Source organism: Stenotrophomonas sp. ISL-67, assembly GCF_018612915.1.
Lineage (GTDB): Bacteria > Pseudomonadota > Gammaproteobacteria > Xanthomonadales > Xanthomonadaceae > Stenotrophomonas.
On the sequence record NZ_JAGGRL010000009.1, the window covers coordinates 66,098 to 88,922 of the forward strand.

Annotated in this window: 22 protein-coding genes, 1 pseudogene and 1 riboswitch; of the genes and pseudogenes, 12 read left to right on the forward strand and 11 right to left on the reverse strand. The window is 67.4% G+C overall.

Annotation, left to right across the window (positions count from 1 at the left end):
• Positions 1-35 precede the first annotated feature (35 nt).
• Positions 36-326 (forward strand): DUF3247 family protein, encoded by a 291-nt coding sequence (locus J7J08_RS10630; protein WP_214905026.1) that lies wholly within the window; start codon positions 36-38, stop codon positions 324-326.
• Positions 327-366: 40 nt separating this feature from the next.
• On the opposite strand, the gene J7J08_RS10635 is transcribed toward J7J08_RS10630, so the two are convergent.
• Positions 367-630: a hypothetical protein gene (locus J7J08_RS10635; protein WP_214905029.1), complete on the reverse strand. Its 264-nt coding sequence runs from the start codon at positions 628-630 to the stop codon at positions 367-369.
• 150 nt (positions 631-780) lie between these two features.
• Here J7J08_RS10635 and J7J08_RS10640 point away from each other — a divergent pair, with 150 nt between their 5' ends.
• Genes J7J08_RS10640 through J7J08_RS10650 form a run of 3 tightly spaced genes read left to right on the forward strand, consistent with a single transcriptional unit; the run spans position 781 to position 3,292 of the window.
• A complete protein-coding gene (locus J7J08_RS10640; protein ID WP_214905032.1) occupies positions 781-1,899 on the forward strand; it encodes a class I SAM-dependent methyltransferase in 1,119 nt (372 codons plus the stop codon).
• The gene (locus J7J08_RS10645) at positions 1,896-2,615 is read left to right on the forward strand and encodes a pseudouridine synthase (protein WP_214905035.1); all 720 of its coding nucleotides are present in this window, start codon (positions 1,896-1,898) and stop codon (positions 2,613-2,615) included. The genes J7J08_RS10640 and J7J08_RS10645 overlap by 4 nt, the downstream gene beginning before the upstream one ends.
• Positions 2,612-3,292: an HAD family phosphatase gene (locus tag J7J08_RS10650; RefSeq protein WP_214905038.1), complete on the forward strand. Its 681-nt coding sequence runs from the start codon at positions 2,612-2,614 to the stop codon at positions 3,290-3,292. The genes J7J08_RS10645 and J7J08_RS10650 overlap by 4 nt, the downstream gene beginning before the upstream one ends.
• Positions 3,293-3,618: 326 nt before the next feature.
• Here J7J08_RS10650 and fabB read toward each other — a convergent pair whose 3' ends face one another.
• Together fabB and fabA are read right to left on the reverse strand one after the other, a co-directional pair.
• The gene (gene fabB / locus J7J08_RS10655; RefSeq protein ID WP_214905040.1) at positions 3,619-4,827 is read right to left on the reverse strand and encodes a beta-ketoacyl-ACP synthase I; all 1,209 of its coding nucleotides are present in this window, start codon (positions 4,825-4,827) and stop codon (positions 3,619-3,621) included.
• The gene (fabA, locus tag J7J08_RS10660) at positions 4,827-5,342 is read right to left on the reverse strand and encodes a 3-hydroxyacyl-[acyl-carrier-protein] dehydratase FabA (RefSeq protein ID WP_214905042.1); all 516 of its coding nucleotides are present in this window, start codon (positions 5,340-5,342) and stop codon (positions 4,827-4,829) included. Before fabA ends, fabB begins: the two co-directional genes overlap by 1 nt.
• 242 nt (positions 5,343-5,584) lie before the next feature.
• Between fabA and dinB the strand changes: the two genes are divergently transcribed.
• Positions 5,585-6,667, forward strand: coding sequence for a DNA polymerase IV (gene dinB / locus J7J08_RS10665; protein ID WP_214905044.1), 1,083 nt, complete (start codon positions 5,585-5,587; stop codon positions 6,665-6,667).
• A gap of 389 nt (positions 6,668-7,056) precedes the next feature.
• Here the strand turns inward: dinB and J7J08_RS10670 are convergent, their stop codons facing one another.
• Positions 7,057-7,695, reverse strand: coding sequence for an NAD(P)H-binding protein (locus J7J08_RS10670; protein ID WP_214905046.1), 639 nt, complete (start codon positions 7,693-7,695; stop codon positions 7,057-7,059).
• 97 nt (positions 7,696-7,792) lie between these two features.
• Here J7J08_RS10670 and J7J08_RS13485 point away from each other — a divergent pair.
• Both J7J08_RS13485 and gph read left to right on the forward strand, forming a co-directional pair.
• Positions 7,793-7,882 (forward strand): annotated as a pseudogene (locus J7J08_RS13485) (LysR family transcriptional regulator); the annotation flags it as partial.
• A gap of 157 nt (positions 7,883-8,039) precedes the next feature.
• Positions 8,040-8,690 (forward strand): phosphoglycolate phosphatase, encoded by a 651-nt coding sequence (gph, locus tag J7J08_RS10675; protein ID WP_214905048.1) that lies wholly within the window; start codon positions 8,040-8,042, stop codon positions 8,688-8,690.
• 84 nt (positions 8,691-8,774) lie between these two features.
• On the opposite strand, the gene btuB is transcribed toward gph, so the two are convergent.
• The 3 genes from btuB to J7J08_RS10690 form a co-directional block, all read right to left on the reverse strand.
• Positions 8,775-10,616: a TonB-dependent vitamin B12 receptor gene (gene btuB, locus J7J08_RS10680; RefSeq protein WP_214905051.1), complete on the reverse strand. Its 1,842-nt coding sequence runs from the start codon at positions 10,614-10,616 to the stop codon at positions 8,775-8,777.
• A gap of 117 nt (positions 10,617-10,733) precedes the next feature.
• A riboswitch (cobalamin riboswitch) is annotated at positions 10,734-10,958 on the reverse strand.
• A 28-nt stretch (positions 10,959-10,986) separates the two neighbouring features.
• Complete coding sequence (locus tag J7J08_RS10685; protein WP_214905054.1) at positions 10,987-11,349, reverse strand: TfoX/Sxy family protein; 363 nt, start codon at positions 11,347-11,349, stop codon at positions 10,987-10,989.
• Positions 11,346-11,828: a GAF domain-containing protein gene (locus J7J08_RS10690; RefSeq protein WP_214905056.1), complete on the reverse strand. Its 483-nt coding sequence runs from the start codon at positions 11,826-11,828 to the stop codon at positions 11,346-11,348. The genes J7J08_RS10685 and J7J08_RS10690 overlap by 4 nt, the downstream gene beginning before the upstream one ends.
• 86 nt (positions 11,829-11,914) lie before the next feature.
• Between J7J08_RS10690 and bioD the strand changes: the two genes are divergently transcribed.
• On the forward strand, positions 11,915-12,595 hold the full coding sequence (bioD, locus tag J7J08_RS10695) for a dethiobiotin synthase (RefSeq protein WP_214905058.1): 681 nt from the start codon (positions 11,915-11,917) through the stop codon (positions 12,593-12,595).
• A gap of 3 nt (positions 12,596-12,598) precedes the next feature.
• On the opposite strand, the gene msrA is transcribed toward bioD, so the two are convergent.
• From msrA to msrB, 3 genes are all read right to left on the reverse strand, one after another.
• Positions 12,599-13,339: a peptide-methionine (S)-S-oxide reductase MsrA gene (gene msrA / locus J7J08_RS10700; RefSeq protein WP_214905060.1), complete on the reverse strand. Its 741-nt coding sequence runs from the start codon at positions 13,337-13,339 to the stop codon at positions 12,599-12,601.
• A gap of 14 nt (positions 13,340-13,353) precedes the next feature.
• The gene (locus J7J08_RS10705) at positions 13,354-15,129 is read right to left on the reverse strand and encodes a cytochrome c biogenesis protein DipZ (protein ID WP_214905061.1); all 1,776 of its coding nucleotides are present in this window, start codon (positions 15,127-15,129) and stop codon (positions 13,354-13,356) included.
• A 120-nt stretch (positions 15,130-15,249) separates the two neighbouring features.
• The gene (gene msrB / locus J7J08_RS10710) at positions 15,250-15,753 is read right to left on the reverse strand and encodes a peptide-methionine (R)-S-oxide reductase MsrB (protein ID WP_214905063.1); all 504 of its coding nucleotides are present in this window, start codon (positions 15,751-15,753) and stop codon (positions 15,250-15,252) included.
• A gap of 146 nt (positions 15,754-15,899) precedes the next feature.
• On the opposite strand from msrB, the gene J7J08_RS10715 reads away from it, so the two are divergent.
• From J7J08_RS10715 to J7J08_RS10725, 3 genes are all read left to right on the forward strand, one after another.
• Positions 15,900-16,622, forward strand: coding sequence for a response regulator transcription factor (locus J7J08_RS10715; RefSeq protein ID WP_214905065.1), 723 nt, complete (start codon positions 15,900-15,902; stop codon positions 16,620-16,622).
• The gene (locus J7J08_RS10720) at positions 16,619-18,091 is read left to right on the forward strand and encodes a HAMP domain-containing sensor histidine kinase (protein ID WP_214905067.1); all 1,473 of its coding nucleotides are present in this window, start codon (positions 16,619-16,621) and stop codon (positions 18,089-18,091) included. Before J7J08_RS10715 ends, J7J08_RS10720 begins: the two co-directional genes overlap by 4 nt.
• 131 nt (positions 18,092-18,222) lie before the next feature.
• On the forward strand, positions 18,223-19,308 hold the full coding sequence (locus J7J08_RS10725) for an alpha/beta hydrolase (protein ID WP_214905069.1): 1,086 nt from the start codon (positions 18,223-18,225) through the stop codon (positions 19,306-19,308).
• A gap of 300 nt (positions 19,309-19,608) precedes the next feature.
• On the opposite strand, the gene queD is transcribed toward J7J08_RS10725, so the two are convergent.
• Positions 19,609-19,962 (reverse strand): 6-carboxytetrahydropterin synthase QueD, encoded by a 354-nt coding sequence (gene queD / locus J7J08_RS10730; protein ID WP_214905071.1) that lies wholly within the window; start codon positions 19,960-19,962, stop codon positions 19,609-19,611.
• Positions 19,963-20,150: 188 nt separating this feature from the next.
• Between queD and J7J08_RS10735 the strand changes: the two genes are divergently transcribed.
• Entirely contained in the window at positions 20,151-22,817 is a 2,667-nt protein-coding gene (locus J7J08_RS10735; RefSeq protein WP_214905073.1) for a TonB-dependent receptor, read from the forward strand.
• The last annotated feature ends 8 nt before the right edge of the window (positions 22,818-22,825 follow it).

The window sequence follows — 22,825 nt, forward strand, 5'->3', positions numbered from 1 at the left end:
GCTGACGTAACGGATCACCGTTCCAGGAGACCTGCATGTCCCGCATCGCCCCCAACATCCTTACGCACCCCGCCGACATTGCCGCGCTCGAAGCCCTGCTGCCCCAGCTCAAAGGCCAGATCCAGGTCGAGATCACCCTGAAAGACGGCAGCCGCCTGCTTGGCACCGTGGCGGTCCAGCCCACCGTGCAGCAGTACCGGGATGCGAAAGAAAACGAAGGCAGCAATGGCCAGTTGCGCCTGGACGACCTGGATGCCCCGGCCCAGCAGCACGTGCTGTGGCTGGACCAGATCAGCGCAGTGCGCGAGCTGCCCCCGCACGAATGACCTTCGGTGCAGTGCCGGGCGCGGCCCGGCACCGCGCCCCTCAATGCACGAAAAGTTCCGGCTCCGCCTCGAAGCGGCGCGCGTAGGCACGCTCATCCGCGATCCGGGCGACTTCGTCATCGGCCATGTCCGGCGCGCCGTAAACGGCATAGGCGATGTCCCCATTGGCCTGCTTGCCGATCTGATGCAACCGGTACCTGGAATGTCCACCACCGGTGTCCTCGGGGTAGTGCACCGGCGGCTGTGCGCCCTCAAGATCCATTTCGCTGTTGTCGACCTTGCCACCGACGAACAATGCGCGCATGAGCTACCTCCGTTGCGAATGAACCCTCACCCTGACCGAGTGCATGTTGCGATCGCATCAAGGCAGCGTTGAATAAACGCAAATCGGCCGCCGGAGGGGGGCGAACGGCCGAAACGGTAGAATGGCGGTCTCTTTTCAAGATGTGCCCCCATGGCTGCCCAGCACGACGCCCCCCTGGAAACCCTGTTCCTGCCGTTCGGCGGCGCGCTGGCCTGGCCGACCGGGCCGGTGCTGTTCCTGCGCGCCCGCGATGGCTGGCCGCTGCGCGAGCGCGCCCAGCCCGGCCAGCTGGTGTGCGAGCAGAGCTTCCGCCCGTTCGCCGACGCGCTGGAAGCCAGCGGTTGGACGGTGCGCGATGAGCAGCAGCTGGCCGACGACGCTACCCGCTACGCGGTGGTGCTGGTCCTGCCGCCGCGCCAGCGTGAAGAAGCCCGCGCGCTGTTCGCCCGCGCCCTGGCGCTGACCGCCCCGGGTGGCATCGTGGTGGCCTGCCAGCACAACAACGAAGGCGCGCGCTCCGGCGAGGGCGACCTGCAGCAGCTGGCCGGGCTGGGCGGCAAGATGACCAAGAACCACTGCCGGGTGTACTGGACCGCGCCGCTGGAGGGCCAGCACGACGCCGCGCTGGCCAAGCGCTGGGCCGCGCTGGACGCGCCGCGCGCGATCCTCGGTGGGCGCTTCCAGAGCCGCCCGGGCATCTTCGCCTGGGACCGCATCGACCCCGCTTCGGCGCTGCTGGTGGAACAGCTGCCGGCCGACCTGGCCGGGCGTGGCGCGGACCTGGGCGCGGGCTTCGGCTACCTGTCCAGCGAAGTGCTGCAGCGCTGCACGCAGGTGACCGGGTTGGACCTGTTCGAGGCCGAAGGCCGCGCGCTGGCGCTGGCGCGGGTGAACCTGGAGGCACTGGGCAAGCCGGCCCAGCTGGGCTTCCACTGGCAGGACGTCACGGCCGGCATCGAGGGCCAGTACGACTTCATCGTCACCAATCCGCCGTTCCACACCCCGTCGCGCGCCGACCGCCCCGACATCGGCCAACGCTTCATCGCCGTGGCCGCGCAGGCGCTGCGCCCGGGCGGGCGGATGTGGCTGGTGGCCAACCGCCACCTGCCGTACGAGCAGATCCTCAATGAAAGCTTCGGCCAGGTGCGCGTGGCCGCCGAGCGCGACGGCTTCAAGCTGATCGAGGCGACCAAGGCCAGCAGGAGCGCCACGCCGGCCCGGGCGCCCAGGAGCACCGAGCCGAAGTGGGGCCGCGGAGGTCGCCCATGAAGCTGGTCAAGCTGTTGGCCAACCTGGGCTATGGCAGCCGCAAGCAGGTGCAGGGGATGTTCCGCGAGGGCCTGGTCACCGACGCCGACGGCGAGGTGCTGTATGCCGACGACCAGGTGGCGCACGCGGCGATCCGGGTGGAAGGCGAGCCGCTGGATCCGCCGCAGGGCCTGACCCTGATGCTGCACAAGCCGCGTGACTACACCTGTTCGACCAAGGACAAGGGACGGCTGATTTACGACCTGCTGCCGCCGCGCTTCCGCGAGCGTTCGCCGCTGCTGTCGTCGGTGGGCCGGCTGGACCGCGATACCAGCGGCCTGCTGCTGATGACCGACGACGGCGCGCTGCTGCACCGGATCGTGTCGCCCAAGTCGCGGCTGGACAAGGCCTACCAGGTCACCGTGGCCGAAGACCTGCGTGGTGACGAGGTGGCACGCTTCGCCAGCGGCACGCTGATGCTGGAAGCGGACGACACGCCGCTGCTGCCGGCCGAACTGCAGGTGCGTTCGCCGCGCGAGGCCGAACTGGTGCTGCATGAAGGCCGTTACCACCAGGCCCGGCGCATGTTCGCCGCGGTGGGCAACCACGTGCAGGCGCTGCACCGCAGCCGTATTGGTGGGTTGTCGCTGGGCGAGCTTCCCGAAGGCGAGTGGCGCATGCTGGATGCGGCAGATCTGGATACGCTGTTCACCGGGCACCTGACCGCCGCGCCATGACCGCGATTGCCGCGCTGCCGTTCCTGCCTGAAGCGGTCATCTTCGACATGGATGGCCTGATGATCGACAGCGAGCGGGTCTCCATCGCCTGCTGGTCGCAGGCCGCGCAGGAACTGCAGTTGCCGTTCGCCGATGATTTCTGGCTGGGCCTGGTGGGGCTGGGCGACCGCGACTGCGAACAGCTGCTGCTGCGCCACGTCAGCGCCGAACAGGTCACGCTGCTGTACGCGCGCTGCCACGACCTGTACGAAGCGCGCACCCAGCAGGGCTTGCCGCTGCGGCCGGGCATCGTGGAACTACTGCAGCTTCTGCAGGCGCATGGCGTTCCGCGCGCGGTGGCGACCTCGACCCGGCAGCCGCGCGCCTCGCGGAAGCTTGCCTCGTCCGGGCTGCTGCCGTACTTCGATCACGTGGTGACCAGCAGCGACGTCGCCAACCCGAAGCCCGCGCCGGACATCTATCTGCTGGCGGCGCAGAAGCTGGGCAAGGCCCCGGCGCGCTGCCTGGCGCTGGAAGACTCCCCGGCCGGCATCCGTGCTGCGGTGGGGGCGGGCATGACCGCGATCCAGGTCCCCGACCTGGTGCACCCGGACGAAGCGCTGCGCGCGCTGGGCCACCGCATCGTGGATTCGCTCACCGACGCGCACGCGCTGTTGTTGCCGCTGTTGCCACGGTAATACCAACAGGCGAAGCCCGCCGGTAGGGTCGCATCCCGATCGACGCCGTGCATGGATGCACAAGTGGTGCGACCGCAGGATGCGGAAGAGCATTCCACTGCCGATAACGGTGCGGGGTTCATTTGGGCATGGCCCCGGAAACGAAGGCGGCTCTCCGTTCAACGGTCATGCGTTCGCCGCCCGTGGTGACCATATCGGCGGTCGTTTGGGAACCGACCCTACACGGCAGGCATGCCCCGACATCGACCGGGGCGTCCGGCACCGATTCCACCCCATGAAGAAACCCGGCGCAGGGCCGGGTTTCTTCATTCCTGCACCAAGGGCGATCAGACCCGCGCGAACACCAGCGCTGCGTTGGTGCCGCCGAAGCCAAAGCTGTTGGACATCACCGTGTTCAACTGCTTGTCGTGGCTTTCGCGCACGATCGGGAAGCCTTCCACCGCCGGGTCCAGCTCGCCGATGTTGGCCGAGCCGGCGATGAAGCCGTCGCGCATCATCAGCAGGCAGTAGATCGCTTCGTGCACGCTGGCCGCACCCAGCGAATGGCCGGAGAGGGCTTTGGTCGAGGACAGCGGCGGAATCGATTCGCCGAATACTTCGCGCACCGCCTTCAGCTCGGTGACATCGCCCAGCGGGGTCGAGGTGCCATGCGTGTTGAGGTAGTCGATCGGGCCGCTGATGTTCTGCATGGCCATGTTCATGCAGCGCACCGCGCCTTCACCGGACGGGGCGACCATGTCGGCACCGTCGGAGGTGACGCCGTAGCCCACCAGTTCGGCATGGATGCGCGCACCGCGTGCCACGGCGTGGTCGTAATCTTCCAGCACCAGCATGCCGCCGCCACCGGCGATGACGAAGCCGTCGCGGTCCTTGTCGTACGGGCGCGATGCGGTGGCGGGGGTGTCGTTGAAACGGGTCGACAGCGCGCCCATCGCGTCGAACATCACGCTCATCGACCAGTGCAGGTCTTCACCGCCGCCGGCGAACATCACGTCCTGTGCGCCGTGGCGGATCAGGTCGGCGGCCGCACCGATGCAGTGTGCCGAGGTGGCGCACGCGGCCGACAGCGAGTAGCTCAGGCCCTTGATCTGGAACGCGGTGGCCAGGCAGGCCGACACGGTGGAGCACATCGTACGCGGCACCATGTACGGGCCGACCTTGCGCACGCCACGCGCGCGCAGGATGTCGGCCGATTCCACCTGCCACTGGCTGGAGCCGCCACCGGAACCGGCGATCAGGCCGGTACGCGGGTTGACCACCTGCGCCTCGTCCAGGCCGGCGTCGGCGATGGCGTCGCGCATGGCGATGTAGGCATAGGCCGAGGCATCGCTCATGAAACGCTTGAGCTTGCGGTCGATCTGCGCATCCAGGTCCAGCTCGACGTTGCCGCCGACATGGCTGCGCAGGCCAGCTTCGGCGTGGTCGGGAAGATTGCGGATGCCGGCACGGCCTTCACGCAGTGCGGTGGACACCGTGTCCAGATCGTTGCCCAGGCACGAGGTGATGCCCATTCCGGTAATGACGACGCGACGCATCAGAAGTTCTCGGTGGAAGTGAACAGACCTACGCGGAGGTCTTTGGCGGTATAGATTTCGCGGCCGTCGACCAGCATGCGGGCATCGGACTGCGCCATGACCAGCTTGCGGTTGATGACGCGGGTGATGTCGATTTCGTAGGTCACACGCTTGGCCTCTGGGAGCACCTGGCCGGTGAACTTCACTTCGCCGCAGCCCAGGGCGCGGCCACGGCCCGGCGCGCCCAGCCAGGTGAGGTAGAAGCCGGTGAGCTGCCACATCGCATCCAGGCCCAGGCAGCCGGGCATCACCGGGTCGCCGATGAAATGGCAGCCGAAGAACCACAGGTCGGGGCGGATATCCAGTTCCGCGCGCACGTAGCCTTTGCCGTGTGGACCGCCGTCATCGCGGATGTCGGTGATGCGATCGAACATCAGCATCGGATCGTTGGGCAGGCGACCGCTGCCCGGCCCGAACAGTTCGCCACGGGCACTGGCCAGCAGCTGTTCGCGCGAGAACGCGTTGAGACGAGTCATGGAAAACGCAATCCTGAAGAAGGTGACATCGGGTGTCGCCGGCCCGGAGGCGGCGGTTTGTTGCCGTTGAAAGCACCCAAGAGTGCAGAGTAATTTGCATTCAATCAAACGTTTTAACCGTACGCAGGCGTAGTGTTTTCAGCTTGAAAAACGCATGTCGTTGTTATGAAAAGACCATACTCATGCGTGTGGCTGTAATCTTGTTCATCTGTTTCTGCCGCTTGAGCCCTTGAGCCACCGCCGTGTCCGCACAACGCAAGATCATCCACGTCGACATGGACGCGTTCTACGCGTCGGTGGAGCAGCGCGACAATCCGTCGCTGCGCGGGCTGCCGGTGGTGGTGGCGTGGAAGGGGGCGCGTTCGGTGGTGTGCGCGGCGTCGTACGAGGCCCGGGTGTTCGGGATCCGTTCGGCGATGCCGGCAATACGCGCCGAACGGCTGTGCCCGGATGCGGTGTTCGTACCGCCGGATTTCGTCCGTTACAAGGCGGTGTCACGCCAGGTGCGGGACATCTTCCTGCGGCATACCGACCTGGTGGAGCCGCTGTCGCTGGACGAGGCATACCTGGACGTGACGGTGCACAAGGGCGGGATGACGGTGGCGACCGAGATCGCGGCGCTGATCCGCGCGCAGATCCGCGAGGAAACGCAGCTGACGGCGTCGGCGGGGATCGCGCCGAACAAGTTCCTGGCCAAGATTGCCTCGGATTGGCGCAAGCCGGATGGTCAGTTCGTGGTGCCGCCGCATCGCATTGATCAGTTCCTTACGCCGCTGCCGGTGAAGCGGGTGCCGGGCGTGGGCAAGGTGATGGAGGGCAAGTTGGCGGCGTTGGGGATAGTGACGGTGGGCGATCTGCGCGCGTTGCCGCTGGAGATGCTGGAGAGCCGCTTTGGCAGTTTCGGTGCAAGCCTGTATCGGCGGGCGCGCGGTATCGATGAGCGGCCGGTGGAGCCGGACCAGCCGGTGCAGTCGATTTCGTCGGAAGACACGTTTGCGGAGGACCTGCCGCTGGAGGCGCTGGAGCCGGCGATCCTGGAGCTGGCGGGCAAGACGTGGAATGCGACGCGCAAGACCGATCGGGTCGGGCATACGGTGGTGTTGAAGTTGAAGACGTCGCAGTTCCGGATCATCACGCGCAGTTTCACGCCGGAAGCGCCGCCGGAAACGCTGGAGGAGCTACGCGATATCGCGCTTGCATTGCGCGCCCGCGTGGACCTGCCGGCGGAGACGCGCTATCGGCTGGTGGGGGTGGGATTGGGCGGGTTCCGCGAACGCGAACCGGTGAGCCAGATGGGGTTGTTCGACGGGCACGATGTTGGTTGATCGAGCAACAGCAACAACAACAACAACATCAACGACAACAACAACGTTTCACTGCTCCGGGTAGCGGGCCGGCGCGGGTGGGTTGGCGGGACGCGCCGTAAACCCGTCCATGGGGGCTTGTAGAAAACATCCATGTTTTCTACAGTCCCGCCAACCCACCCACGCCGACCCGCCGACATTTGGTCGGCACCCAACGAAACAGCGGCTGGCAACTGCGCATCGCAACCGACTGCGGGCGGCACTTGAACGCGGGGCATTGGGACACGGAAACCGGCGACCCACGGTTGGTGGGATCACCACGGTAGGGTCGCATCCCAATCGACCGCCGATGGCAATGCAAGGCGCGGTGGGGCATGAGAATCACTCACGCCGCGCATCACCGCTCCGGATCAATACGCCACGGTCGCAATCTGCCGCACGAACTGCGGCTTCTCGATCTCGCTCACGAATGCATCCGCGTAATCCGCATAACTGATCCGGCTGTGCCCATCGGCGCCCACCAGGAACTGCCTTGCCTGGGTGCGGAAACCGCCCTTCTGCGGCCCCGGGCCAATCTCGGCGGCCGGCGAATAGAACGTCCAATCCAGGTCATCCACCTTCTGCAGCAGGTTGAACGCCTGGCGCGCAGCCAGGGCCACCGGCTTGTACGCGTCCGGGAAGCCTTCGGTATCCACCAGCTGCACGCCGGGGGCGACTTCCAGGGTGCCGGCGCCACCGACCATCAGGAAGCGGGGTACGCCGGCCTGGCGGGCGGCCTTGACCAGGTCGGCGGTGACGGTGGTGACGGTGGCGGGGTCGTCGCCGGGGCGGGGACCGAAGGCACTGGCCAGTACGTCGTGGCCGGCGATCACGGCGGCCAGGGCGTCGGTGTCGTCGAGGGCTGCAACGGCCAGCTGGGCGCCGTCGAGTTCGGCGGGAAGGTCGGTTTCGCGGCGCACGACCGCGGTGACCTGGTGGCCGCGGGCGAGGGCCTGGCGGGTGATTTCACGGCCGATGTTGCCGGTGGCACCGACGAGAGCGATTTTCATGGGGCAGGGTCCGTTGAGGGAGGACGACCAGCATATGCGCCTGAAAGCGGACGAAAAACCGCGTATGACGGCCCAGTTTGTTGCGCGGGTTGATCAAATGGACCGTCTTGCCGCCATGCGTGTGTTCGTGGAGGTGGCCGAGCGTGGCGGCCTGACCGCGGCGGCGGAGGCGCTGGACATAATGAGGCGTCGCTGTTCGCCAGTCCCGAATTCGGTGCACGTATCTGAGATGCACAGGGCCGTAGAGCCACGCCCTGCGTGGTTGGTCTTCGCTGGCACCACGCCGCCACGCAGGGCGTGGCTCTACAATCACCTTCCCCATGGTGTGAAAGCGAATCCCCCCTTTGTCCTATCCCTATCCGCTGGTGATTTTCGATCTGGACGGCACGCTGGTCGACAGCGCGGACGATATCGCCGAAGCGCTCAACCGTACGCTGCAGGACTGGCAGCTGCCGCGCGTGCCTGAAGCCACGGTGCTTACCTGGATCGGTGACGGTGTGCGTCGGCTGGTGGAACAGGCCTTCACCGCTGCACACAGCGACATCCACCTGGATCGGGTCATGCCGGGCTTCATGCGGCACTACGAGGACTGCCTGCTGCGCAGCCCACGGTTGTTCGACGGGGTGGTGCCTGCGCTGGAAACGCTGCGCGAACGCGATGTGGCGATGGCGATCTGCACCAACAAGCCATCGGCCTTGGTCGCGCCGTTGTTGGCGCACCTGGGCGTGCAGGATTTCTTCGCGATGGTGCTCGGCGGCGATTCGCTGCCTGATCGCAAGCCCAGCGGCATACCGCTGAGGCACATCGCCGGAGCCTTCAAGGTCGCGCCGGCTGCGGCGTTGATGGTGGGTGACTCGATTACCGACTATCGCGCTGCGGTGGATGCGGGCATGCCGGTGGCGCTGGTGCGCTATGGATACCCGCGTGGGTTGGACCTGGAGTCGGTGGACGCGGTGGCGGTGGTTGATGACCTGCGGGCGTTGCCTGGGTTGTAGCGCGACCGGAGGGGAGTGCCGACCAACGGTCGGCACCTACCGTGTACGGGGTAGCACGCCACCGTTGGTGGTGCGCTCCTCACCTTATTTTGGCTGGTAACGCACGCTCAGGCGGTACTCACGGCCCGGCTGGTTGTACCAGGCCACCGTTTCATACTCGCGGTCGAACACGTTGCTGACCCGGCCAAGCACCGACCAGTCGCGGCTGATCGCATATTCCAGGCGCAGGTCCACGGTGCCGTACCCGGCTAGGCGCACGCTGTTGTCGGCATTGTCGTACCGCTTGCCCGCACCGAACGCGGTGACACCGGCGCGGAAGCCGCCGAAGCTGCGATCAACATCCAGCCGCGCGGTGTCCTGCGCGCGACGGGCGAGCCAGTTGTCGAACTGGGCGCTGCCGTCGGTGCGGTTGCGCGGGTCGGTGTGGCTGAGCTGCGCGCTGACGTCGACACCGGCCAGCGTGATCGAGCCGGTCAGCTCGGCACCGCGGATGCGCGCCTTTTCCACCTGCGTCATCGTGAACGTGGTGGCGTCGTAGGTGATCAGGTCGTCGATGCGGGTTTCATACACATCCAGGCCCCAGCGCCAGCCATCGCCCTGCTGGGCGATGCCGAGGTTGGCGCTCCTGGATTCTTCCGGATCCAGCCCCGGCACGCCACTCCACGGGTCGTACAGGTCGCTGAAGGTCGGTGCCTTGAACGCGGTGCCGTAGCTGGCGTTGAGGCGGAAGCCGCCGCCCAGGTCCATGCCCCAGCCGAGGCTGCCGGTGGTGTGGTTGCCGAACTGTTCGTTGTCGTCGTTGCGCACGCTGGCCTGCAGGTGGTGCGCGCCGAAGCGGCCCTGGTACTGCACGAACACGCCGGTGTTGTCGCGGCTGTCGACCACATAGCCGGCGCTGCTGCCATCCAGGTTGTCCTGGCTCCAGTCCACGCCGGCACTGAGCAGCTGGCCGTCGGCCAGGCCCACGTCGGCCTGCAGCGAGGCGCTGTCGCGATGGGTCTGCGCTGCGCCCAGCCAGGTGCCGTCGTTGTAGTTATCCGACTCGTTGTCGGCGCGGCCGACGTTGGCGGTCAGGGTGAAGCGTTCGCTCGGTGTGTAGCGGACCTTGCCGCCCAGCACATGCTGCAGCGTTTCCGAATAGTTGTAGTAGCCGTCGTAGTGGTTTTCGCCTTCGGCACGCAGCGCGGTGCCTTCCACGCTCAACGTGTCGGTCAGCGTGTAGCCGCCGCGCAGGCTCATCGACAGGTTGCGGTAGCCGTCGCGATCGGGCTCGTCAGCACCGCAGCCGGCGAAGGTGGCTGCATCGCCACGGCAGGAATTGATGCCGTCGGTGTGCTGGTAGGCGATGTCGGTGCCGAACCAGCCATGCGCGCCGGTGCCGCCGAAGCCGCCGCTGGCTTCACGCAGGCCGTTGCTGCCGCCGCCCAGCTGCAGGTGCGGGGCGAAGTCGCCGGCATTGCGGCGGGTGAAGATCTGGATCACGCCGCCGATCGCGTCGGCGCCGTACAGGCTGGACTGCGGGCCGCGCACGATCTCCACGCGCTCGATCTGCGCCAGCGGCAGGTCCTGCAGCATGGCCAGGGCCAGGTCGCCGGTATTGATGCGCACGCCATCGACCAGCACCAGGGTGTGGGCCGAGTTGGTGCCACGCAGGAACAGCGAGCTCTGCTTGCCCAGCCCGCCGCTGTTGTTGAGGTTGATGCCGGCGCGGCCACGCAGCAGATCCTGCAGCGAGGGTGCCTGGCTGCGCTCGATCTCGGCGCGGTCGATCACCTGCGCCGGCGAAATGCTGTCCTGCAGGGCGATCGGGGTACGGGTGGCGGTGACCAGCACCTGGTCCAGCGCGGTGGCCTCATCCTGTGCGGCGGCCAGCAGGGGCAGCGCCGACAGCACGGCGAGGGAAAGAACACGGTTCTGCAGCTTCATCGTTGACTCCAAACACCGCACACGCCCGCGCGGCTGGGGAAGGGGCGGTGGTCAACGGCAGCATGGGACGGTGGGCGGGCGCACGGCGCCGCTTGCCGCCGCCATGCCCGCCGCATCGCAACCAGTCGTCTTCCAGGCCGGTCTCCGGGCTCGCGGGCCGATGGCGGACCATCGCGCCAGGCGCCTTCCCATGCTTGCGCACAGTGGCGTATTGCCTGGCTTCCACGCTTACCGTTGCGGGGGCAGCGCCGGAATGGCAACAGGCAGGACCTGGTGCGTCACCGGCTTCCCGTTTCAACCTGCCGGCTTGCGCCGCAGGTCACCTGAAAGTGCGCGCAGTGTAGAGCAAAGCCCGGCAGGCGGCGTGGCTCTACGCCTGGTCGTCTTCGGTATCGAACGGCGGGTTTTCGCCGTCGTCATCGTTGGCCACGGTCCGGTCATACACCGGGCCCGACGCCGGCGGCGCTTTCTTTAGCGGGTTGTCGGCGATGATCGAGTCGTATTCGGCCACCAGCTGCGCGCGGCGCGCTTCGGGCAGTTCCTGCCAGTGGCAGTCCTGCAGCGCGCCTTCGAGCGAATAGAGCAGGTTGAGGCTGGGTTTGAAGCCGGCGCGGCGTACCTTCACGAACGCGCCCACTGAACCGGCGGCGGCCAGGTCTTCGGCAGTGCGCAACCCGACCTGGCGCAGCCAGGCGGCGCTCTTGGGGCCGATGTTGCGCAGCTTGGCGCTCATTCCAGCGCCTCGACGAACACCGCGGCAATGGCTTCCAGCCCGGCCTGGTCGTCGGCATCGAAGCGGGCCAGCACCGGGCTGTCCAGATCGAGTACGCCGATCAGGGTGTCGCCCTTGACCAGCGGCACCACCAGTTCCGAGCGCGAGGCCGAATCGCAGGCGATGTGGCCCGGGAACGCGTCCACATCCTCGATGCGCTGGGTGACCCGCTGCGAGGCGGCCGCCCCGCACACACCCTTGTGCAGGGGAATGCGCACGCAGGCCGGCAGGCCCTGGAACGGGCCGACCACCAGTTCGGTGCCGTCGAAGAAGTAGAAACCCGCCCAGTTCAGCTGCGGCAGCGCGTGGTAGACCAGCGCCGACAGGTTGGCCGCATTGGCGATGCGGTCGCGTTCACCGTGCACCAGCGCGCGGGCCTGGGCCAGCAGCTGGCCATACTGTTCCGGCTTGCTGCCGGTGAGCGTGGAAGTATCGAACATGGCCGCAGTCTATCAAGCGCGGCCGTTGGCCGGACCCACCGGCGGCGGAACGCTGATAATGGGCCCCCCTGTTCATCGGACCGGCCATGTCGTCCCCTGCCTCCCCTGCCGCCTTCTACGTCACCGGCACCGATACCGGTATCGGCAAGACCTTCAGCAGCTGCGTCCTGCTGCACGCCCTGCGCCAGCGCGGGCAGCGTGCGGTGGGCATGAAGCCGGTGGCCAGCGGCTGCGAGCGGACCGCCGACGGCCTGCGCAACGAAGACGCCACCGCCTTGCTGGCGGCCAGCGACCCGGCCCCGGCCTATGCCGACCTCAATCCCTATGCGCTGCCGCTGCCGCTGGCCCCGGAGCTGGCCGCCGCTGCAGCCGGGGTGACGCTGTCGCTGGCGCCGATCGAGACGGCCTTCGCACGCCTGCGTGCGCAGGCCGACACCGTGGTGGTGGAGGGCGTGGGCGGCTGGCTGGCGCCGCTGTCGACCACGCTGGACCAGGCGCACCTGGTGCAGGCGCTGCGGCTGCCGGTGGTGATGGTGGTCGGCCTGCGGTTGGGCTGCCTCAACCATGCGCGGCTGACCGCACAGGCGATCGCCGCCAGCGGTGCGACCTGCATCGGCTGGATCGCCAATGAGGTAGACCCGCAGATGCAACGCATCGACGACAACGTGGCGCTGCTGCGCGCGCGCCTGCCGCTGCCGTTCTGGGGCCGGCTGCCGTATGCACCGGGTGCCGATCCGGCAGGGCTGGCCAGGCATCTGCTGGGCTGAGCGTCAGCTGCGCGCCGACAACGTCGACACCAACCTCGGCTTCTCCCGATACAGCTGCGGATACATCCGCTGCAGTGCCGCCACCTTGGGCTGGTCGTTGATGCGGATGTACAACGACTCCGGATGCAGCGTCAGGTAGTTCTGGTGGTACCCCTCGGCCGCAACGAACGGCTTGCCGCCGTCGACCGTGGTCACCACCGGCGCGGCATAGGCACGCGCCTGCTGCAGCTGCGCGATGTAGGCGCGGGTGGCATCACGCTGCGCGGCATCGTCGGCATACACCGCCGAGCGGTACTGCGTGCCCCGGTCCGGACCCTGGCGGTTGAGCTGGGTCGGATCGTGCGCCACCGAGAAGAACACCTGCATCAGCTGGCCGTAGCTCACCTGGCTGGGGTCGTAGGTGACCTGCACGGCTTCGGCATGGCCGGTGCCGCCGCCACTCACGCGCGCATAGTTGGCATCGGCTGGGCGGCCGCCGATGTAACCCGACACCGCGTTGTCCACGCCCTTGATGTGCTGGAACACACCCTGCACGCCCCAGAAGCAGCCACCGGCGAACACCACCTGCGCGCGCTTGCCCGGCAGCTTCAGGTCGGCCGCGCCGGTTGCCGCGGGCACCGCGACCACCGCTTCGGCCGGCGCCGCATGTGCCGGGCGGTCCAGGCTGACCACGGCGCTGATCGTCAGCGCGGCGATGGCGGCGGCAATGCCGCCGGCCACCAGTTTGTCGAGGGAAACTCGCATGGGTGTCTCCTGGTTCAACCAAAGGTGAAGGCATAGGCGTGCACGCCCGGGTCGAGGAACTCGATCTCGAAGGTGCGCTCGCCGACATCGCCGGACTGGCGGATCAGCTGGTACAGGCGGTGCTCGCCGACCGTGCCGCTGCCATCGGCGCCGACATCACCACCGGCGGATGCGCCGGGCGCCCGGCCATCGACCCACACCCGGAAACGCACCGGCCTGCCGTCTTCGCCCGGTGCCAGCACCAGGTGCAGGTCGCGGGCATGGAAGCGGAACGCGATGCGGCCACCGGCGCGCTGCAGCCGCGCGTCTTCGTCGCCCACCGTCCAGCGCCCGGCCAGCGCCCACTGGTTCAACGCGAACGCAGGCGGCAGCGTGTAATCGGCGGACACATCGCGGTGCTGCCCGTCCGGCGAGGCGAAATTCTCCGCGCGTGAATAACCGAGGTAGGTCTCCGGCGATTTGAGGTTGGACATGTCGGCCTGCAGCTCCACCCCGTCGCGCGGCGCGCTGGCGGCCATCGCCATGGCCTGCGGCGCGTCAGGCAGGGTGGCGCCCGCTTCGCGCAGCAGCTGGCGGATGATCTGCTCGGACTGCGCGTAGTTGCCTTCACCGAAGTGGTGCGCGCGGATGCGCCCCTGGGCGTCGATGAAGTAGTGCGCGGGCCAGTAGCGGTTGTTGAAGCCACGCCAGATCGCGAAGTCGTTGTCGATCGCCACCGGGTAGTCGATCTTCAGCTCCTTCACCGCATGCTGCACGTTGCCCAGGTTGCGTTCGAAGGCGAACTCCGGCGCATGCACGCCGATCACCACCAGGCCCTGGTCGCGGTAGCGTTGTTCCCACTCACGCACGTAGGGCAGGGCGCGCAGGCAGTTGATGCAGGAGTAGGTCCAGAAATCGACCAGGACCACCTTGCCGCGCAGGCCTTCGGCGGTCAGCGGCGGGCTGTTGAGCCAGCCGGTGGCGCCGTCCAGCGGGGGCAGCGTGCCTTCCACCGGCAGCTCGGTACCGGCCGGGGCGTCGGCGGCGCGCATCATCATCGCCGGACCCGCTTCGGGGGCCTGGCCGGGCAGGGCATCAAGCAGGCCCTGTTCCAGCCGTGCGGTGCTGACCGACGACAGCCGGGTGAGCACGCCGGTATCCCAACCCATCGCAATGGCCACCACCGCCAGCAGCGCGGCCACGCCCAGCGCCCGGCGGATCCACTCGCCTGCGCCGAGGCGCTGCTTGAGCGCGGTGAACACCCGCCCGCCGATCCAGATCGCCAGCGCCAGCGACGTCGCCGCGCCCAGTGCATACGCCAACAGCAACCCGCTGGTGCCCACGCTGGCGCCCTGCAGCGCAGCCCCGGTGAGGATCAGGCCGAGGATCGGGCCGGCGCACGGCGCCCACAGCAGGCCGGTGGCCACGCCGATCAGCAGCGAGGTGCCCACGCCGCCGCGCCCGGCGTCGGTGGCTGCGTCAGCCGAAGCACTGAGCCGCGCGCCCAGGCGCTGGAAGGGCGACAGCAGGCGGTCGGCCAGGGCGGGCCAGAGCAGGGCCAGCGCGAACAGCGCCATCACCACCAGCGCGATCCAGCGGCCGATCTGGTTGGCCTGCGCCACCCATTGGCTGCCCACTGCGGCCAGGCTGGCCACCACGGCGAACATCAACGCCATGCCGATCAGCAGCGGCAGGCCACTGCGCAGGAAGGGGCGGTCGGAACGGGCGAACACGAACGGCAGCACCGGCAGGATGCACGGGCTGAGGATGGTGAGTACGCCGCCGAGGTAGGCCAGGACTAGCAGGAACATGGGAATCCTTTTCGGTGATGGATTACGGGTGCTTGGGCTGCCGGGCAGAGCCCGGCGCTACGCGTGGTGCTTTGGTTCCCGGGCAGCGCCCGGTAGCGCCGGGCTCTGCCCGGCCGCTTGTCACGCCGCAACGAACTGCATCGCCACACCATTCATGCAATACCGCAAGCCGGTAGGCCGTGGCCCGTCATCGAACACGTGGCCCAGGTGCCCACCGCAGCGCCGGCAGTGCGCTTCCACCCGCAACATGCCCAACGTGGTATCGCGGTCCTCGGCCACCGCGTCGTGCAGCGGCGCCCAGAAACTCGGCCAGCCGGTGCCGCTGTCGAACTTGGTGGACGATGAGAACAACGGCAGCGCGCAGCCGGCACAGGTGAAGGTGCCGCGCCGGTGTTCCTTGTTGAGCGGGCTGCTGAAGGGGCGCTCGGTGCTCTGCCGGCGCAGCACGGCGTATTGCGCCGGACTGAGCTGCTCGCGCCACTGTGCATCGGTGCGCATCACCTCGAAGCGGCGGGTGGGGGCGGGCGCAGCGGGCGCCGGACCACTGCACGCGGTCAGGCCGAACAGGCCGGCCGCAGCGCCGATGGCGCCCATGCCGAGCAGTCTGCGACGGGTACAACGCATGGCGATCTCCCGGTCTGGAAACGATGTGGCCATGCTGCGCCCGGGCCGATCAACGAATCCTCACGCAGGGTTAAATTTTCCGTGACACATTCAGGTCCGGATCTGGCCACAATGCGTTCACCTTCCTGCTGCCCGTCACCGTGCCAATGAGCAGTGCCAAACGCGTCCTGATCGTCGAAGATGACGTCCACATCGCCAACCTGTTGCGCATGCACCTGCGCGACGAGGGCTATGAGGTCACCCACGCGGCGACCGGCGACGAGGGGCTGGCGCTGCTGGAAGCGCAGCCGTGGAGCGCGCTGGTGCTGGACCTGATGCTGCCCGGCGTGGACGGCCTGGAAATCTGCCGGCGCGCGCGTGGCATGGCGCGCTATACCCCGATCATCATCACCAGCGCGCGCGCCAGCGAAGTGCACCGCATCCTGGGCCTGGAACTGGGCGCGGACGACTACCTGGCCAAACCGTTCTCGATGCTGGAGCTGGTGGCGCGGGTGAAGGCGTTGCTGCGCCGGGTGGAAGCCATGGCGCAGAACGCGCGCATCGATGCCGGCGAGCTGGCCGTGGCCGGGCTGCGCATCGACCCGGTGGCACGCACCGCGCAGGTGGAAGGCCGCGCGCTGGAACTGACCCCGCGCGAATTCGACCTGCTGTACTTCTTCGCCCGCCACCCGGGCCAGGTGTATTCGCGCATGGACCTGCTCAACCAGGTCTGGGGCTACCAGCATGATGGCTACGAGCACACGGTGAACACCCACATCAACCGGCTGCGCAACAAGATCGAGCGCGACCCGGCCTCGCCGCAGCGCATCCAGACGGTGTGGGGCCGCGGCTACAAGCTGGTCGATGGCAACGAGGGCGCGCCGGCATGATCCGGCTGTCATTGTCACAACGGTTGTCGGTGGCGTTCTTCGCGCTGCTGCTGGTGTGCTGCGGTGCGTTGATGGCGATCCAGATGCGCAGCACCCGCCTGCATGAGCAGGAAACCGTGCAGCGCTTGTCGCGCGGGCTGGCCGAGCACATCGCGCGCAGTGGCGAGCTGATGGATGGCGGCGGCATGCGCACCGGCGAAGTGCGCGCGCTGTTCGGCAAGCTGATGGCGGTCAACCCCAGCGTGGAGGTGTACCTGCTGGATGACCAAGGCCGCATCCTTGGCCATGACGCACCCACCGGCCACCTGAAGCGCGACCGCGTGGACCTGGCGCCGGTGCAGGCACTGCTGCGCGACGATCCGCTGCCGATCCTTGGCGACGACCCCCGCAGCAGCACTGGGCGCAAAGTGTTCAACGCCGCCCCGCTGTTCGTGCAGGGGCGCCAGGCCGGCTACATCTACGTGGTGCTGGTGGGGGAGCAGCGCGAGGCGCTGGCCGCCAACATCGCCGCCAACGCCACCCTGCGCACCACGCTCTGGTCGCTGGCGATCGTGGCCGGCATCGGCCTGCTGGCCGGTGCGGTGGCGTTCCGCTGGGTAACCCGGCCGCTGCGCCAGCTGACCCGGCGCGTGCAGTCCTTCGACGTGGATGCAGCTGCGCCGGCACAGGCGTTGCCGCCCACGCCGCTGCGCAGCGGCGAGCGCGACGAACTTGCCATCCTGCAGCACAGCTTCGGGCACATGGGCCAGCGCCTGGGCGAACAGTGGCAGCAGCTGCGCCAGCAGGACCTGCAGCGGCGCGAGCTGGTGGCCAACATCTCGCATGACCTGCGCACGCCGTTGTCGTCACTGCATGGCTACCTGGAAACACTGGCGTTGAAGGACGCCACCCTCAGCGCCGAAGAACGCCAGCGCTACCTGGGCATCGCGCTGTCGCAGAGCCACAAGGTGGGCAGGCTTGCCCAGGCGCTGTTCGAGTTGGCGCGGCTGGAGCACGGCGGGGTGGTACTGGACCGCCAGGCGTTCTCGCTGCCGGACCTGGTGCAGGACGTGTTCCAGAAATTCGAGCTGCCCGCGCAGGCGCGCCGGCAGACGCTGGCGGCGGACATTCCGCCCGGTTTGCCGGTGGTGGATGCAGACCTGGCATTGATCGAGCGGGTGCTGACCAACCTGCTGGACAACGCGATCCGGCACACGCCCGAAGGCGGGCGGATCACCGTGACGCTGCAGGCCGCGCAGGGCGAGGTGCAGGTCAGCGTGGCCGACACCGGCCCCGGCATTCCCGCAGCGCGGCGCGAGGACCTGTTCCACACGCCACCGGCCTTTGGCAGCCAGCGGCCGGACAGCGGCGGGCTGGGGCTGCTGATCGTGCATCGCATCCTGCAGCTGCACCAGCGCGAGATCCAGCTGCTGGACAGTCGCGAGGGCGCATTGTTCGTGTTCTCGCTGCCGGCGGCACGGATGGTGTGACGCGCCCCTGCCCAACGTCACGGCGACAACCGGCACTGGAGATGCGGTCGCGGGCAGGATGCAATGCAATCGACACCCCCCGGAGTGAGCGCATGGCCATCGCACAGGATTCCCGCCGCCGGTATGGCCTGATGTCGTTTGTGCTTGTGCTCGCGCTGGGCATGGCAGGCAGTGTCGCAGCCGCCGACGGATGCCCGGATACTGCGGCGCTTGAACCGGCGCGGGCGGTAGTCCGCGACCTGCAACGGATCACCACGCCGAACGGCATCCAGGAACAGTACGCCACGCCCATTGGTGGCGTGCGACAGTGGCTGACCATCCGCGGAGAGGACCGCGCCAATCCGGTGATCCTGTTCGTGCACGGTGGCCCGGCCAGTCCGGTGACGCCCAGCCTGTGGCAGTTCCAGCGACCGCTGGAGGAATACTTCACGGTGGTGGACTGGGACCAGCGCGGTGCAGGCAAGACCTACGCAGAGGCGCCGCCGGAGGTCATCGCACCCACACTGACCGTCGAGCGCTACGTGGATGACGCGATCGAGGTGGCCGAGCACCTGCGCACGCACCTGGGCCAGCGCAAGGTGATCCTGGTGGCGCACAGCTGGGGCACGATCGTGGCGATGCAGGCGGCGCTGAAGCGGCCGGACCTGTTTCACGCGTACGTGGGGATTGGCCAGATCATCAACCAGGTGGAAAACGAGAAGATCAGCTTCGATTACGGGTTGGCGCAGGCCAGGGCGCATGGCAATGCCAAGGCGGTGGCCGAGCTGGAGGCCATCGCACCGTACCCGGGCACCACGCCGATCACGCGCGAACGGATCATCACCGCGCGCACGTGGCCGCAGTACTACGGTGGGCTGACGGCGTACCGCGATGACTCGAAGTACTACTTCGGCGCCGCCAAGCTGTCGCCGGACTACACGGATGTGGACCGCTGCAACATCGACAAGGGCAGCGTGCTGTCACTGGGGCCGTTGCTGCCGCAGATGCTGAAGGTGGATTTCAACCCGATCACCCGCTTCCCGATCCCGGTGGTGATGTTCATGGGTCGCCATGACTACACCACGCCCACCGCGCCGACCGAACGCTGGTTGAACCACGTGCAGGCCCCCTTCAAGCAGGGCGTGTGGTTCGAACATTCGGCGCACATGGTGCCGTGGGAAGAGCCGGGCAAGACATTGATGACCTTGGTGCAGGTGGTGCGCCCGCTGGCGCGGTAACCACCGCGACCCATGCATCCGAATGCGCTGGTTGATTGATCCAGATTCCAATGGGCCCATGGTTGATTGACCCCAATCCCAATGGGCCCATTGGGATCCGGATCAATCAAACCCAAAAAAAAGACCCGACAGAGGGAGGGTTCTGTCGGGTCTTGGGATTGCGTGGGGGGAGGGACCCACGCAAATTCCGTTTGATGCAATGCAGCATACGCCGATACTGGTGCATTGCAACAATAAATGTCCGAAACGGTCCGGATTCATTGAAACCCGTTCAGGAACAACCGGTTGGCGTCTAAACCCTTATCCCCGGTAGCGGCAGCCGGAGGTGCAGGTCTCGTGCACCGTGACCTCGCTCAGCGCCGGCAGGGTGGGCTTGAGCTCGTTCCAGATCCAGATCGCCAGGCGCTCGCTGGTTGGGTTTTCCAGCCCCGGGATGTCGTTGAGGTAATGATGGTCCAAACGGTCATAGATCGGCTGGAAGGCCGCTTTGACGTCGCCGAAATCCATGATCCAGCCGGTGTGTTCGCCCGGCTCGCCCTCGACCTTCAGTTCCACCCGGAACGAGTGGCCGTGCAGGCGCGCGCACTTGTGGCCCGCCGGCACGTTGGGCAGGTGGTGGGCCGCTTCGAGGGTAAAGACTTTGAAGATTTCCATGCACGCATTGTAAGGCCTGTGCCGCAGCGCATTGGCCTGCCGGCTGGAATGGTTGCAACCAAAAACATATTCATCCGGATGAAGAGATGTTACTTTTCGTTATATCCGCATGAAGCGATGTTATTGGCTCGTTAAGCCCTTGGCATGGGCTACTGCGGAACTTGTCGTCCACCACCCCCATTGAGTTCATGCCCAAGCACACCCTTCTTGTGGCGGCACTTTCCGCCGCTCTGGCTACGCCTTTGTCCGCGTTTGCCCTCGACGCCGCCGCTGGCCCCGATGCCAGCCCCGACGCCTCCGCCAGCAGCGACAGCACCACCCTTGCGGCAGTGCGCGTCACCGGCTCCAACATCAAGCGCACCGATACCGAGACCGCCAACCCGGTGCAGGTGATCGGCCGCCAGGAGATCGAAGCGACCGGCAAGGCCACCGTCGCCGACCTGCTGCGCTCGATTTCGGCCAACACCGGCAACGCCAACAACGAGACCACCAACAACGGCTGGGCCTCGGGTTCGGCCGGCATCGGCCTGCGCGGCCTGTCGCAGAAGAACACGCTGGTGCTGCTCAATGGCCGCCGCCTGGCCAACTACGGCTTCCCGGCCGGTGGCCTGTCCGACACCTTCGTCAACCTCAACGCGTTGCCGATGGTCGCCGTTGAGCGCATCGAGGTGCTAAAGGACGGCGCCTCGGCCGTGTACGGCTCCGACGCCGTGGCCGGCGTGGTCAACATCATCACCCGGCAGAACTTCCAGGGCGCCGAGCTCGGCGGCAGCGTTGGCACCGCCGACCAGGGTGGCCTGGACGAGCAGAACCTGAAGTTCATCGGCGGCATCGGCGACCTGGAGGCCGATGGCTACAACATCCTGGTCAGCCTGGAAGGCTACAACCGCGAGCGCCTGGACCAGGACCAGCGCGACCTCACCAAGTCCGGCATCTACACCGACAAGCCCGGTGGCCGCTGGAACGGTTGGTCGGCCAAGGGCGCGCGCTTCCTGGTCAACGGCGCCTCGGTGCCCATGCTCGACGCCAACGGGCAGTGCCCGGAAAACACCACGCGGGTGCCCAGCGCGCCGATCGACGGCCTGGCCGGTGACACCTGCGGCTACAACCTGGCGCCGTACACCACGCTGATTCCCTCGACCAAGCGCTACCAGGCCTACGTCAACGGCACCTTCAAGGTGAACGACAACGTTGAAGCCTTCGGCGAAGTGATCTACAGCGAAATCAAGGGCGTGTCGTGGTTCGGCAGCAGCCCGTTCTTCACCCTGGAAAGTGGCCGCTTCGCGCTCAACGCCGATACCGGACTCGCAGAGCCGGTGTCGTCCAACCTGCCGGCGAGCAGCCCGTTCAATCCGTACGGCCGTGCGATCCCGATCGAGTACACCTTCTTCAACCTGGGCCCAACCATCAAGACCAACCGTTCCACCGCCTACCGCGGCGTGGTCGGCCTGCGCGGCAGCCTGCAGGACTGGGATTGGGAAGTAGGTGCGTTCGGCGCACGCAGCAGCGAGCGCGAGACCGTTTCCGGCGGCTTCGCCAACCGCTGGACCCTGGCCGATGCGCTGGCCACCGGCAGCTACAACCTGCTTGATCCGTCGGCCACCCCGCAGTCGGTGATCGACAGCATCAACCTGAGCACGCTGCGCCCGGCCGAGTCCGTGCTGCAGGGCGTGGACGCCAAGATCTCCGGTGGCCTGGGCAGCACCTGGGCCGGCCCGATCGGCTTCGCGGCGGGGCTGGAATGGCGCCGCGAGAAACTGGATTCGGAAAACCCGTGGCAGATCGACGCGGGCCTGCAGATCCGCCCGGCCATCGCCGAAGTGCATGGTGAGCGCAAGGTCACCGCCGCCTACGCCGAAGTGAACGTGCCGCTGGCCGAGCGCCTGGAGCTGCAGGCTGCCGCGCGCGCCGACCACTACAGCGATTTCGGCGACGCCTTCTCGCCCAAGCTGAGCCTGCGCTGGCAGCCGTTCGACATCCTGCTGGTGCGTGCCGCCGCGTCGAAGGGCTTCCGCGCGCCGTCGCTGTCGGAGAACTCCAACAGCACCAGCATCGCCTACGGCAGCGTGATCGATCCGCGTGACCCGGACGTGCCGGGCTCGCGCCAGAACCCGACCTTCTTCACCGTCGGCAACAGCGACCTGAAGCCCGAGCGCACCAGGAGCTACAACCTGGGCCTGGTGTTGTCGCCGTGGTCCAACACCAGCCTGAGCGTGGACTACTACCGCATTGAACTGGAGAACCTGGTCGGCACCAACAACACCCAGACCCTGGTCACCAACGATGTACCCGGCGCCGTCACCCGCGATGAGCGCGGCAAGCTGCTGGCGGTGTTCAACCGCTACCAGAACCTGAGCGAGCTCAAGACCTCCGGCTTCGACGTGGAACTGCGCCAGCGCTTCCCGACCGAAGCGGCGGGCGACTTCTCGCTCTCCACCGCGTTCACCCACGTGCGCGATTACAGCCGCCCCACCGTGGTCGGTGGCCCGCTGGTGGACTACGCCGGCAGCAACCTGGGCGCTACCCTGCCCAAGAACAAGGCCACCACCACGCTGGACTGGTCCTACGCCGACTTCCGCACCGCGCTGACCTGGTACTACACCAGTGGGTACGACCAGAAGGCCAGTGCGGCGGCCACGGCCGTGCAGGACCGGGTGGATTCATACAGCCAGTTCGATCTGTACCTGGCCTACACCGGCCTGGAGAAGCTGACCCTGTACGCGAAGGTCCAGAACCTGGCTGACGAGGAACCGCCGTACGACGCCTCGTTCCCGGGTATCCGTGCGCCGTACGACTTCAGCCAGTACGACCTGCGCGGCCGCTATTTCACCGTCGGCTTCGATTACCGCTTCTAAAAGGGGTT